The sequence below is a fragment of the Limnoglobus roseus genome (genome assembly GCF_008254045.1).
GTDB classification, from domain to species: domain Bacteria; phylum Planctomycetota; class Planctomycetia; order Gemmatales; family Gemmataceae; genus Limnoglobus; species Limnoglobus roseus.
Genome location: NZ_CP042425.1, coordinates 6,399,755 through 6,410,970, shown reverse-complemented (window position 1 = coordinate 6,410,970; position 11,216 = coordinate 6,399,755). Strand labels below are relative to the sequence as shown.

The following is an 11,216-nucleotide window of genomic DNA, read 5'->3' as shown; positions in this document are numbered from 1 at the left end:
GATGGGGTTTGTTATTGGTCGTGCTCCTGGTCGCCGCCGCGACGTCGAGCCCGCCCGCGGGCGGGACGTACGCGACGGCCGACCACGCGCCCACGGTGCTCGTGCCGGCTTACGGTCCGGCGTTCAGCGGCAGTGATGACCTGCTCAAGCAAATTCTCGGAGAACTCAAGGGCCTTCGCGGCGACGTCCAGGCGATGCGGGGCGGGGCGGTTGCCCCCGCGGGCAACGCCGTCGGCGTGATCGGGGCGCGGTGCGCCTCGTGCCACAAGGCCGAGACCGCAGAGGACCGCGGCGGGGGGTTCGTCCTCGTCGAGAAGGACGGCACGCCGGCGGAGCTGTCGCTGAGTGAGAAGCGCCGCCTCGTGCGGCTGGTCGGCAAGGGGGAGATGCCCCCGAGCGGCAAACTGGCCGAGGCTGAGGTGAAGCAGCTCTCGGACTACTTCACCCCTTCACCGCAGGAGAAGAAATGAAGCAAGTCATGTTGATCGTGGCCGCCCTCGCGGGGCTGGCCGTCACGGGGGTAACCGCTCAGGCGGCCCCGCTGATCGTCCAACGGAGCATCACCGTCGGGCGGGCACCCGTGGTGCAGCGTGTGCAGGTGCAGCGTGTGCAGGTGCAGCGCGTCCAGGTGCAGCGGGTTCAACGGGTCGTGGTGCAGCCGATCGTGCAGGCCGTCGCCGTTCAGCGGGTGCAGAAGGTCGTGGTCGCGCCGGTCCAGGCGATCGCCGTCCACCCGGTCCAGGCCTTTTACGCGGTCCCGGCGGTTGTCGGGACGACGGACGCCGAATCGCTCCGGCTGGAGGTCGAGGCACTCCGCCTGGAAGTGCATAGGCAAGGACTCCAACAACGCCTCACGGCCCCGGATAAGTAACCGGGGCGGGTTCCGAACACGGCGGGCCGCCTCCGAGCGGTCCGTCGGCACACTTCCCGCCGGCCTTCACTTCCATGCCATTCGTAACGCGACTCATCCAAGGCGAAGACTTCGACGTCACCATGACCACGGACGACGGCTCGGACCAGTGGACCGGCCGCACGTTGACGTTCGAAATGGTCTCCCCCGCTGGTGCACAGATCACCGTGGAAGGCACCGTCCTCACCGGCGGGGCCCAGGTGCTGTTTCGTAAGCCCGGCCCAACGATCACCGTGGCGTGGCCCCTTGGCTCGTGGACCGTGGACGTGTGGTCCGCCGCGGCCGGAAGCCGGGATTGGATCGACGGGGGGACGATGATCGTCGAGCGGAGGACGCTCCCCCAATGATCGGCGTCACCATCACGTTCAACCACGAGCGGTTCGCCGCGGCCGTCGCCCCGAGCGTGGGCACGCACATCCACCCGAGCGGCCCGAACCTCATCACGGCCGCCACGTCGACGAACCTCAACGGTTTCCTGACGGGCAACCGGTCAGTCGGCTCGCTCCCGTATGCGGATGCGCCTTCGGAGGGCACTTGGCTCGCCGGGGCCGAAATCGACGATCAAGGCAACGGCCAGCCGGTGTGGGTTGCCCCAGGAACGGGCGGACCCGGCGGATCATTAACGGTCCGCGAGATCGACGGTAGTCCGTCCGTAACTGCCACGGTGATCGAGTTCCCGAACGGCACGCTAACGAACCAGGGCGGCGGTGTGGTCCGGGTCACGACGGTCACTGGGCCGGCCGGCCCCATCGGCGCGACCGGACCAACGGGCGCAACAGGGTCACAGGGGCCGAAGGGTGATAAGGGTGACACTGGAAGCCAGGGGCCGCAAGGCGCGACGGGTGCGACCGGATCGCAAGGGCCGAAAGGTGACACGGGCGATCAAGGGGCAACGGGTGCTACAGGAGCCGCCGGCGCAACGGGATCGACGGGGGCAGCCGGGGCGAAGGGCGACAAGGGAGATACAGGCGACACCGGCCCGCAAGGGCCAGCGGGGGCGACAGGTTCGGCGGGGGCTGCGGGCGCAACCGGCCCCGCGGGTGCTGACGGGCAGGGCGTCCCGACCGGCGGTTCGACGGGGCAGGTGCTGACGAAAACGAGTGGTGCCGATTTCGCCACGGCGTGGCAGACGCCGGGAGTTGGTGGGTCGAGCGACCTCCTTTCGACCCTCACTGCGGCCGAGATCAGCGTCACGACGACCGCCACGGCGACGATTTCCCGGATGCACGGTTGCTCCGGCACGACCAGCGACTACACGGTCACACTGCCCACGGCCGTGGGCAATGCGGGCAAGCTGATCGGCTTTCGCATGGCCGCCGGATTGACGAAACTCGTCACGCTCGACGGCAACGGCAGTGAGACGATCGACGGCACGCTGACGCGGGTGATGTGGTCCGGCGAGGCGTGCATCCTGCTCTGCGACGGTACGGGGTGGACGAAAATCGCGGGCAAGACGCGACCAATGGCGTGCGCCGTGGGCCGGTCCACCCTCGTCAGCGGCGACATCCCGAACAACACCGTCACGCTCGTCCCGCTGAATAACTCAATCCTCGACGCCACGGGGCGAATGGCCGACACCGCCACGGGCCAGATGCTGGTCCTGCGACCGGGCCTATACTCTTGCACCGGCGTCATCACGTACTCCGATGCCGCCGGGACCAACCCGATGGGTGCCGCGGGTTTCGCGCAGTGCCGGATACACGCGAACAATTCGAGCACCGTGCTAATTGCGACGAACGACCACAACACAGTGAGTTGGACGCCGATCACCCTTGCCGTCGTCGACTACACGTTCGCGGCTGGAGATTCCGTGCGAATGTACGCCTACCAGTCGTCCGGCGTGTCGGTGAACGTGTTTACCGCCGGCGGCAACGCCACCACCCTCACCATCACGGAGGTGCCGACGTGGTGACGCTCGCCGACGCCTTGACGGTCCTGTACCCGGCCGCGTCGCCACTGGTGGACTACACCGTCGCCGACGACGGCACTGGCCCGCGGATCGCCGCCTGGCACCTGCCCGGGCTGCAGCCGACCGCCGAACAACTCGCGGCCGTCACCCCGGAGCATGTTGCGATGGTGCGGGCTGGCGCCCAGATGACCGCCGCCGGGGCACTGCTCCTGTCCAGCGAGCCCGTATCGCGGGCGGTTCGCGCTTCCGACTCGGTCGGGTACGAGTTGCGAAACAACGTGGCCGAAGTCCTCGGCGTCGTGATCGACCACGTCGATGAGCTTGCCGCCATGCCGCGGGCCGGCCGTGCTGCCGCTATCGCCGGGTGGATCGCCGCCGACCGCCTCGCGTGGGAGCAGGACGGGGGCGTGTGGGCAGAGGTGCCGCCGACGCCGGCAGCCGTGCTGGCGACCGGCACCGACCGCGTGCAGCGCGACGAACTACTTCCGCTCGTGGGGGCGGCCGTGGCCAGTGGGGTATGATTGACGGGGAAGCCAATTCCGTTGGTGTGACCTCTCACTAAGATGCCCGAATCTGCTCGGAGGTGAGAATGTCTGATCGCAAAATTGGGCTCGACTACGTTCGCTCAGTCGCCATCCTGCTGGTGGTGACGTGTCATCTCGCGAATGATTGGTATCAGGCCCGACCGGCTTACATCTTTCCGCTCGGCGTGCTGGGCGTTGAACTGTTCTTTGTCCTCAGCGGCTTCCTAATCGGTGGCATCTTCCTCAAGCAAACAGTGGCGAACGGCAATCGGGTTACACCAAACTTGGTGCTCGTGTTCTGGGCACGTCGTTGGCTGCGGACCGTGCCGAACTACCTGCTGTTTCTGATCGTTTTTGCAGTGTTGTTGCCTTCCACGCCGTCTTGGTCGGCCGCCGCGTACCTGACCTTCACCCAGAATTTGGCGTGGCCCATTCCGCCGTTCTACTCAGTTAGCTGGTCACTCTGCGTCGAAGAGTGGTTCTACCTGCTGTTCCCTGTTCTCTGTCTCATCGCCTTCACGGTCACGGGGCGTGTTAAGTATGCTTTTCTCACTGCGGCGCTACTGCTCTTTGTAACGCCAATCGGTCTGCGAATCGCGATCGGGCGGGGGCAACCGTGGGACGACGGCGTCCGGAAGATCGTTGCGTATCGGCTTGACGCCATCATGTGGGGCGTTCTCCTAGCGGCGGCACACCGATACCGACCAGACTTGTTTCTCTACGTTCAGCGACGGTGGGTTGGAATCGCGGGGTGGGCGTCATGCCTGCTCTGCTGCCTTTGGCTCGCGGGCCGGTACGCGGGGGAGCAGACAGACTTCTTATCTCGCCCTGACGACACGCTCATTTTTTGCGCGTTCAGTTTTTCTGCGGCCTTGGTGGTTGCGTCTGCGTCGGCCTCCGGCAGCGTTCTGCGATTTCTCGACCGTGCGGCTCTGCTCACCAGTCTCTGGTCGTATTCGATGTACCTCTGCCACATTCCTGTCTTGATCGGCTTGATGTCCGTCGCCCGCCGCCTGACGATGCTCTACCCGTCCGTGGCACCTCCACGCGAGGCGTGGGTAGCTGCTACCGTGGCGGCCATCTACGCAGTTTCTGCGGCCACGTACTACGGTTTTGAATCTCCTATTCTGCGGATGCGTGATCGCTGGACCGGACACCGGCAGACTAAAGCGTGATGACCCGTTGCGAGGAACGCGAGCGCTAGGGATCAGGGGTAGCCGTGCAAACCGGCTAGGGAACAAGAAATGGACCCACCCCCGAACGGTCCGGCAATGCCGGGCCTCGCGCTCGACGAGCTGCTCGACCAGGTCCTCGACGTTTCTCAGTCAGCAAGCGGTACCGCGGGTAGATAGTGGTGCCTTCACCACCAACCCGAGGACCGTATGGATTTCAACACCTGCTTCACCATCTGCTTCGCCTTAGCCGTTGCCTACTGGATCGCGGATTCGATCTGGGGAAAGGACTTGGGCTGAGGAAATGAAAAGAGCCGCGGATCATTCCGCGGCTCTTCCTGTTCCCGGGCGGCGTCAGAGCAATTAGGCGTGTTGCTGTGACAGGATCAGGGAAGGGAAGTGTACAGCGCCTTTCGGACTCAATCAACCAAGTAATCCCAGACCACCCGTTCCAGGTTCTCGGACCCTCGGTGTCGGGCCAGATGGCGAGCGTAGCTCAGCCGATCGAGGTTCGCGCCACCGAGTTGCTTGATCGGCGGCCCACCAGGTGGGAACTCTCGCAACGAATCGTTCAGCACACCCAGCGCGACGTTGAAACTCACGTCGGCGTCCGCACACATTTTCGCCAACCGCTCACGAGCAAGGCACGACATACCGGCAACTCCAAATGGAAAGGGCCGCGGGTATCTACCCGCGGCCCTCAGTCGTTGCTGCCGGAGCAAGAGGTTAAGCGGTCGTCTGCGATCCCGCTTGGCTTCTACTCTGCTGGGTGGGCAAGCGGTCACAGTTTGACGCGGGACAGATCGCAGAGAATCGTCAGGCACGAATCGAACTGGTCCGTTGGGTGGTCATAATTGAATCGGCCGCAACGCGGGCAAGTAACATCGCCACCGGCCCGGATAAACTCGTCTCGCCGCTTGGAAGCCTCGTGAGGCTGCTCAACTAAGGGCAACAGACGGGAGGCTTCGATGAGGCCGATGGCGCCCCGGAGTCGCACGCGCACAACGGGCGATCCAGGCTCCAACCCGAACCGGCTCGCGATCTCGGCCAGCACTGGAACTTCCGAGTCTGGTTGACCGAACGGCCACCAGCGAACAGGAGTCCCACGCGGCATGAATTCGGAAAGCCGGTCCGACTCCGCGATCTTGAATTTCAGCACGTCTTCAATCAGCATGGTCGCTCCCAATGAGGTACTTTGCTCAACCGGCACGCGGTCAGGCGTCCAAAGGCGTCCCCAGGCCAGCCATCAGCCGCCGCAGTTGCTCGCGTGTTGCGGTTGGGCCGGGTAAGCGAGTGAGGCCGTCTTCCGCCGACGACAGATACGCGGCGTCTTCGCCCATATCGTAGACAACCCACTGGCGGCCCGAAATCCGCCGTTCGACACGGCCCTCAATGGGGCATTGTCGAAAGCCTGCCCGGCCCAGCCATTCCGCATCGGCAACGGTGTCGTTCGCATCGCTCTGTTCCGGCATCTCGACGAAGTCAGCCACTTTGTTCTTGGCTTGTTCCAGCAGGCAGACGGCCTCTGTCAAAAGCGGGTGGCACCCCGCCCGCTCCACTGCAAGCATGGCCTCACGAATGGCCGTCTCAGTCGGGGTGTACAAGTCGATTCGGCACCGGCGGGCGATGCCATGTTCCACGATCTTCATTGTCAATTCTCCATGGGTTAAGGGGTACTTTGCTCATCGGGCAAGGTATCAACTGTCGCGTTTCACGATCGTTAGGGCCGTGACGTTCCGCTCTTCGAACCAGTCCTTACCGTTGCTGGCCGGGTGTTTGCAGTCGTCGTCCGGCCACAGTTTCAACGCCCATCCGTCGTCGTCCTGGTGGACGCCGCTGACCGTTCCGGTGTAGTCGGTCACGTCGAACCCAGCGCCGGTACGCCCGGTGATCCGGATCTCGTCGTATGGTCGAACTTCGCTGAACGGCGTTGACATATCTTCCTCCGCGACCGCTTTCACGTCAGGCACGTTGCGCTTGCCGTTCCCGCTGTTCTTGTTGGTATGTCTCTTCCAGGTCGATTCGCCGTTCCAGGATCTCGATCCGAGCCTGCAGGCCCTGGATGATTTTGAAGAGTTGCTCCATGCTCTGAAGACCCTTCTCGGACAGGCCGATCACGCGATCGATCTCGCGGTCGATTCTCTGGACTCGCTCTTCCAGCATCATGACATGACCTCGGTGAGTTTGGGAAAGCGGCCGAGCACGTGCTCGGCCGCGAAGACTTGGCATTAGCCGGGGTACCTCCTCTGCGGCACGCCGGCCGGCGGCGGCGGCGGCGGTTGCTTCTTGAGCGTTTCGAGAAGATCCTTCGCGAAGGGGGTGTCGACGTATCGATCCCGTGCCCAGTTCAGAACCCGCCGACGCTGGTGCTCGTCAAGGGGATCGAGAGCGGCGACGATGGCTTCCATCGCGGACAGTTCGGCGCGCATGATCTCTGCAACAGTACTCACGATAACTCCGTGAAAGGGTGAATGCGGCCGGGCGTTTGCTCGGCCGCGTGGAATTCTGCTGAGGCCGCGTTATGCGGCGCCAGTCTGTTCGATCTCACCGAGATCCGCGGCCGCGATTCCGGCCGGCGTGATGTGATAGCACGCCTTCCCGTCGAGTGATCGCCGGATGACGACCAGGCCGAGTCGTGCGAGCTCCCGCAGTTGCTGCTCTTCCTTGTCCTTTCGGGACCAGTTCCGAACCTGCAAGAACGTCAGCCCTTTCGGGTGCGCGTTCAACAGACGTCGGAGCATCCGCCACGGCGCGGCTTCGAGGTGTCGTGTCAACGCGCACCTCCTTCCGACACCGGCACGGAGCTCCGAAGCCGGCCGATCTGAACCCGGACATCACGGATCGCCGTGTGTCGATCGCCGTGGCCGCGGCCGAGCTTGTCAGCCATGATCGACAGTTCGCCGGCGACGTCGAGGACTAACGCGTGAGTGACCGCGGCCATGCGATCACTCAGCGCGTCAGCGAACAGAGTAGGCTGACTCTCCGGCCGCTCGATGATCGCCTTGACGGTCTCAGCGAGTCGACGTTCTGCGTCCCTGCAGGCAGAGAGGTCAGCCGGCTTCCTGCTTCGGAAATAGTCGGCTTGCATCTTCAGCAACCGGTCCACCTGCCTCGCGAGGTCGACCAGCGCCACGCGGGGCACGAGGGGGATGTTCTTGCCGTTCAAGCGTCACCCCCTTCCGCAAGTAAACTCAGCACGGAAGGCGTGCTTTGGTACTCTGCGATTTCGCGGATGATGTTTTGAACCGCACTTTCGGCGATCAAGGCTTTTTGCTTGGAGTGGGGCACACCATGCCTCTCCTGACCGTGGGCCTTGATCATCTCCTTCACCAGGTCGACGAAGTGGAGCCACCCGGCGACGTCGCCGTTCATCATCGCCATGACTTGCTTGAACAAGTCGAAGGGCTGCTGAAGAGGCGACTCGGGGAAGAGGTTCGGTTGATTGCTCAAGCGGCACCTCCTTCCGCCGGCCGTAGCTCGTCGGTCCATACCAGACAGACTTCGGGGTCGATGCCGTCGGATGGTCGGAGCCAGCACGCCGTGCGATCGCCGACCCGTTCACTCCGAAGGATCTCGCCGGACCGCTGGCCGAAGCGGGTGTCGATCCAGACGACCCGCGCGCCGATTCGAGGCGTGGTCATGCGGCACCGCCTTTCACCGGCATCGGCTTGCGGGCGATGCGGAGCAGGTTGTACACGCAGACGCACTCGCGCCAGTTGAGCTTGTAGTCGCTCGCCACCCACACCACTTCACCGACGGTGACCGAGTTCAGTGCCACGCCGCCGCGGACGGCCGCGTCGAGCAGTTGGCCGACGGTGTGGATGCCACGGGCCACCAGGTGGGCGGTGACGATCTCGGGAACTTCAGGGATGTCGCAGATCAGCACTTGAGGAGGCATCAAGCGGCACCCCCTTTCGCCATCACCGGCGAGAACGAGCGGCCGAGCACCCAGTCGACCACGTCGCCGTGGTTGAGCACCCACGAGGCCCCGAGCTTCGAGACCACTTCGGCCTTGAAGTCGTGGTACCACTCAAGGGCTGTCTCGCGGCCGACGGCGTCGTTCATGATCGCCAGTGCGAGTTGAGCGGCGGCGGTCCCGTGATCGCCCCAACCGAGTTCGCCCGCGTGCTGCCGAAGGTGTGTGCAGAGCGATAGGCGGGATGACACCGCGTTGACGCTGATTCGACTGACGAACCGCTCGCCGGCGATCGTGACGCCGACGTACGCCGCCGTTTTGGGGTGGAGGGGAGCGTTCAAAGGGCACCCCCTTTCGCCGGCTTGCCGTGGCGGCCGTTGGTCGGTTCGGCCGCAGTCTCGCCCGCCTTCACGGGCACGGAGTACACGCCGATGCGGAAGCGGCCGGCCTTCAACTTCGCCGTCCCGTCGCCGTCACCGCCGGTCGGCGACGGGTCGGTGTCGAGCGTGACGCCGCGGCCGCGGAGCTCGGCCGCGATCGCATCGGCGAGCTTGTTCATGCCGCTATCGCGGTAAGAGGAAATCATCCCGATCAACTGCTCGTTCGGGAGGGCCTTCAGCGACTCGGCGAACGTCGGCTCGGCCGGCGCGACCGCCTTCGGCTTCAAAGCCACGCGCTGCTCGCCCAGGTAGACCGGCGGGAACTTGGCCGGGAACCACACGCTGTTCATCACGGCCTGCACGTCGAACTCGTCGACCGGCGGCGTCTTCGCGTAGCTGAACGTGTACTGCCACTCGCTCCGGGCCCCGCTGCCCGTAAGCTTCTTGACCTTGAACACGCGGCCGCGGAGGTTGTCCCCCAACCCGAAGTTGTTCTTGAAGACGCGGAGCACGCGGGGGATCCACACCTCCACGCCTTCGAGGGATTGGCCGTTGCGGACGAGCACGGCCGCGAAGCCGTTCGGCCGCGGCGGTTGACTGGCACATAGCGCGCACTCGTCCCCGACGCAGGGGACCGTGTTGCGGCTGCCGAAGTGCGTCTGCACTTGGTAGATGTCCCCCAGGAACCAGACGAGGTCGAGTTCGCCGGGCGACCAGGGGATGAGGCGGCTGTCGTCGTTGCGGATGGCTTGGCCCGGCGTCGGAGGGGACGCGGGACCGGACGCGGGTGACGAGGTCACCCGCACCCAGGTGGGTGTGGACATACTGTGGACTCTTGTGCCGGTGTCCGCTGGTCGCGATCGACCCCCCACCGCGTGGTGAGGGCTTGCGTGTCGATCGACGACGTGAACGCGGGTCATCCGGCAAGGCGACTCTAACCCACCCCCGACCCCGAAAAAAGTGACCGGCTGTCCACCACCGTACCAGGGCCGTCATGACCACTTTTGGCACGCATCGTGCAGTGGTCAAAAAGTGATCATTTCAAGTCCGGAAAGTCCGTTTCACTTCTAAGCCGCCTAATTTGCCCCAGAATCGATTTTCTCCGTCCGGACGGGAAAAGTTCCGACCGAGGGGGATATCGTGCGAATTTTGGGCATCCTGTGCGATTCTGGGCGGCATCGGCTCGGCCGTCAGACCCGGACCCGACCACTCGACCCGACGTCCGGCGGCGAGCGGCGACCCCCGCCTCGGACCGGCCGCGGGCCGTTTTCAGCCCCCCGGGCGGTTGGGAGTCCCGAGCGCTCGGGGTCCCGAGCGCTCGGGGTCCCGAGCGGCCGGGGTTCCCGAGCGCTCGGCAGGCCCGAACGCCCGGGGTTCCCGAGCGTCCGGGGTTCCCGAGCGTCCGGGGTTCCCGAGCGTCCGGGAGCCCCGAGCGTCCGGGGACCCCGAGCGTCCGGGACTCCCAACCGCTGAGGGGTCCCGGACGCCGGCCCAACCCGGGCGTTCGGGGAGGCCCGGACGTACGGTAAGGCCCGGGCGAAGAGCGCTTACGCTTCGCTTCGCCTCGCTTTTTTGGTTAGAACAACCTCAAAACGAAGCGAAGCGAAGCGAAAGCGTCTGCCAGGGGTGGGGGTCCGGGGGCGGGGCGGTGGCCGATGGGTTCGTGGCAGAAATCAGCCGGGACGGGCCGCGATTTCGAATCGGCGACGGCTGGCGTTGCGACGGCCGCGTTTCGGACCCCAAACCGGGTCAAATGTGGTCCGAGGGGGAGATCGGGACCGCTAGGGCCATCCTGAGCGATCCCTGAGGGGTCCGATTGGCCGTGCTGAGGGTCGATACGAGGGGGTCGGGAAGGCCCGTTTCCGGCCGGAGAAGTGGCCCCCTGCTCGCAGGGCAGGGCAGGGGGGGTGGGAATGTGCGTTGCGGAAATATTCCGAAAATATTTTTCGGGAAATTTTTCGGGACTATTTTGGGTCATCCTTCGGCCGAAACGCCTCTTCCAATTTCTTCTGATCGGCCTCCAGTTGATCGGTCGCCTTCTTCAGACGGTCGCTCAGCTTGGTGTCGGCAGGGCGATCGGCCTGCCACTTCTTCAGGTTCTCATTGGCCTCCTTCGAGGACTTCTCCGCGGCCTGGGTGATCTCGCCGCGGACCCAGGCCCGGCCGCCGAAGAACAGGCAGGTGCCGGCCAGCATCGCGCCGATCCAGACGGCGAAGAGGGTGGTTAGGAAGTGTTCCAACGGGCTCATCGGCTCGTTGGGGGCGGTTCGGCTGCTCATCGGATCAACTCCCAAGGTAGTCGAGATCGGTCACCATTTCCTTAGATATTGAGTGAGGACTCGCGGCCACTTCGGCCGCGGTGGACTTACTCATAATCGACGGAGCGGACTGTGTCAGACCCTTAC

At 64.7% G+C, this 11,216-nt stretch carries 20 protein-coding genes; 6 read left to right on the top strand and 14 right to left on the bottom strand.

Translation table 11 applies throughout. The features are described 5' to 3' along the window. Window positions 1-14 precede the first annotated feature (14 nt). The 6 genes from PX52LOC_RS27105 (at window position 15) to PX52LOC_RS27080 (ending at window position 4,518) form a co-directional block, all read left to right on the top strand. Window positions 15-470 carry a cytochrome c gene (locus PX52LOC_RS27105; RefSeq protein WP_149113028.1) on the top strand — a complete coding sequence of 152 codons (456 nt, stop codon included), beginning with the start codon at window positions 15-17 and terminating at the stop codon, window positions 468-470. Then, window positions 467-871, top strand: coding sequence for a hypothetical protein (locus PX52LOC_RS27100; RefSeq protein ID WP_149113027.1), 405 nt, complete (start codon window positions 467-469; stop codon window positions 869-871). Before PX52LOC_RS27105 ends, PX52LOC_RS27100 begins: the two co-directional genes overlap by 4 nt. A gap of 122 nt (window positions 872-993) precedes the next feature. Continuing rightward, on the top strand, window positions 994-1,257 hold the full coding sequence (locus PX52LOC_RS27095) for a hypothetical protein (RefSeq protein ID WP_149113026.1): 264 nt from the start codon (window positions 994-996) through the stop codon (window positions 1,255-1,257). Further along, the gene (locus PX52LOC_RS43635) at window positions 1,254-2,822 is read left to right on the top strand and encodes a collagen-like protein (RefSeq protein ID WP_149113025.1); all 1,569 of its coding nucleotides are present in this window, start codon (window positions 1,254-1,256) and stop codon (window positions 2,820-2,822) included. Before PX52LOC_RS27095 ends, PX52LOC_RS43635 begins: the two co-directional genes overlap by 4 nt. Continuing rightward, window positions 2,816-3,340 carry an XkdW family protein gene (locus PX52LOC_RS27085; protein ID WP_149113024.1) on the top strand — a complete coding sequence of 175 codons (525 nt, stop codon included), beginning with the start codon at window positions 2,816-2,818 and terminating at the stop codon, window positions 3,338-3,340. Before PX52LOC_RS43635 ends, PX52LOC_RS27085 begins: the two co-directional genes overlap by 7 nt. Before the next feature lie 68 nt (window positions 3,341-3,408). Then, a complete protein-coding gene (locus tag PX52LOC_RS27080) occupies window positions 3,409-4,518 on the top strand; it encodes an acyltransferase family protein (RefSeq protein ID WP_149113023.1) in 1,110 nt (369 codons plus the stop codon). Between the two features lie 416 nt (window positions 4,519-4,934). On the opposite strand, the gene PX52LOC_RS27075 is transcribed toward PX52LOC_RS27080, so the two are convergent. From PX52LOC_RS27075 to PX52LOC_RS27010, 14 genes are all read right to left on the bottom strand, one after another. Then, window positions 4,935-5,168 (bottom strand): hypothetical protein, encoded by a 234-nt coding sequence (locus PX52LOC_RS27075; protein WP_149113022.1) that lies wholly within the window; start codon window positions 5,166-5,168, stop codon window positions 4,935-4,937. Between the two features lie 128 nt (window positions 5,169-5,296). After that, window positions 5,297-5,689 carry a hypothetical protein gene (locus PX52LOC_RS27070; RefSeq protein WP_149113021.1) on the bottom strand — a complete coding sequence of 131 codons (393 nt, stop codon included), beginning with the start codon at window positions 5,687-5,689 and terminating at the stop codon, window positions 5,297-5,299. A 40-nt stretch (window positions 5,690-5,729) separates the two neighbouring features. Continuing rightward, entirely contained in the window at window positions 5,730-6,164 is a 435-nt protein-coding gene (locus PX52LOC_RS27065) for a hypothetical protein (RefSeq protein WP_149113020.1), read from the bottom strand. A 48-nt stretch (window positions 6,165-6,212) separates the two neighbouring features. Beyond that, window positions 6,213-6,452, bottom strand: coding sequence for a hypothetical protein (locus PX52LOC_RS27060; RefSeq protein ID WP_149113019.1), 240 nt, complete (start codon window positions 6,450-6,452; stop codon window positions 6,213-6,215). Between the two features lie 25 nt (window positions 6,453-6,477). Beyond that, window positions 6,478-6,681, bottom strand: coding sequence for a hypothetical protein (locus PX52LOC_RS27055; protein WP_149113018.1), 204 nt, complete (start codon window positions 6,679-6,681; stop codon window positions 6,478-6,480). A 62-nt stretch (window positions 6,682-6,743) separates the two neighbouring features. After that, window positions 6,744-6,965, bottom strand: a complete 222-nt coding sequence (locus tag PX52LOC_RS27050) for a hypothetical protein (RefSeq protein WP_149113017.1) — start codon at window positions 6,963-6,965, stop codon at window positions 6,744-6,746. A 69-nt stretch (window positions 6,966-7,034) separates the two neighbouring features. Then, window positions 7,035-7,289 (bottom strand): hypothetical protein, encoded by a 255-nt coding sequence (locus PX52LOC_RS27045; RefSeq protein WP_149113016.1) that lies wholly within the window; start codon window positions 7,287-7,289, stop codon window positions 7,035-7,037. Next, the gene (locus PX52LOC_RS27040) at window positions 7,286-7,681 is read right to left on the bottom strand and encodes a hypothetical protein (protein ID WP_149113015.1); all 396 of its coding nucleotides are present in this window, start codon (window positions 7,679-7,681) and stop codon (window positions 7,286-7,288) included. The genes PX52LOC_RS27045 and PX52LOC_RS27040 overlap by 4 nt, the downstream gene beginning before the upstream one ends. Continuing rightward, window positions 7,678-7,965, bottom strand: a complete 288-nt coding sequence (locus PX52LOC_RS27035; RefSeq protein WP_149113014.1) for a hypothetical protein — start codon at window positions 7,963-7,965, stop codon at window positions 7,678-7,680. The genes PX52LOC_RS27040 and PX52LOC_RS27035 overlap by 4 nt, the downstream gene beginning before the upstream one ends. Then, complete coding sequence (locus PX52LOC_RS27030) at window positions 7,962-8,156, bottom strand: hypothetical protein (RefSeq protein WP_149113013.1); 195 nt, start codon at window positions 8,154-8,156, stop codon at window positions 7,962-7,964. Before PX52LOC_RS27030 ends, PX52LOC_RS27035 begins: the two co-directional genes overlap by 4 nt. Beyond that, window positions 8,153-8,413, bottom strand: coding sequence for a hypothetical protein (locus PX52LOC_RS27025; protein ID WP_149113012.1), 261 nt, complete (start codon window positions 8,411-8,413; stop codon window positions 8,153-8,155). Before PX52LOC_RS27025 ends, PX52LOC_RS27030 begins: the two co-directional genes overlap by 4 nt. Then, window positions 8,413-8,772: a DUF6166 domain-containing protein gene (locus PX52LOC_RS27020; RefSeq protein ID WP_149113011.1), complete on the bottom strand. Its 360-nt coding sequence runs from the start codon at window positions 8,770-8,772 to the stop codon at window positions 8,413-8,415. Before PX52LOC_RS27020 ends, PX52LOC_RS27025 begins: the two co-directional genes overlap by 1 nt. Then, on the bottom strand, window positions 8,769-9,635 hold the full coding sequence (locus PX52LOC_RS27015) for a hypothetical protein (RefSeq protein WP_149113010.1): 867 nt from the start codon (window positions 9,633-9,635) through the stop codon (window positions 8,769-8,771). The genes PX52LOC_RS27020 and PX52LOC_RS27015 overlap by 4 nt, the downstream gene beginning before the upstream one ends. Before the next feature lie 1,140 nt (window positions 9,636-10,775). Beyond that, complete coding sequence (locus PX52LOC_RS27010) at window positions 10,776-11,090, bottom strand: hypothetical protein (RefSeq protein ID WP_149113009.1); 315 nt, start codon at window positions 11,088-11,090, stop codon at window positions 10,776-10,778. Window positions 11,091-11,216: the final 126 nt, after the last annotated feature.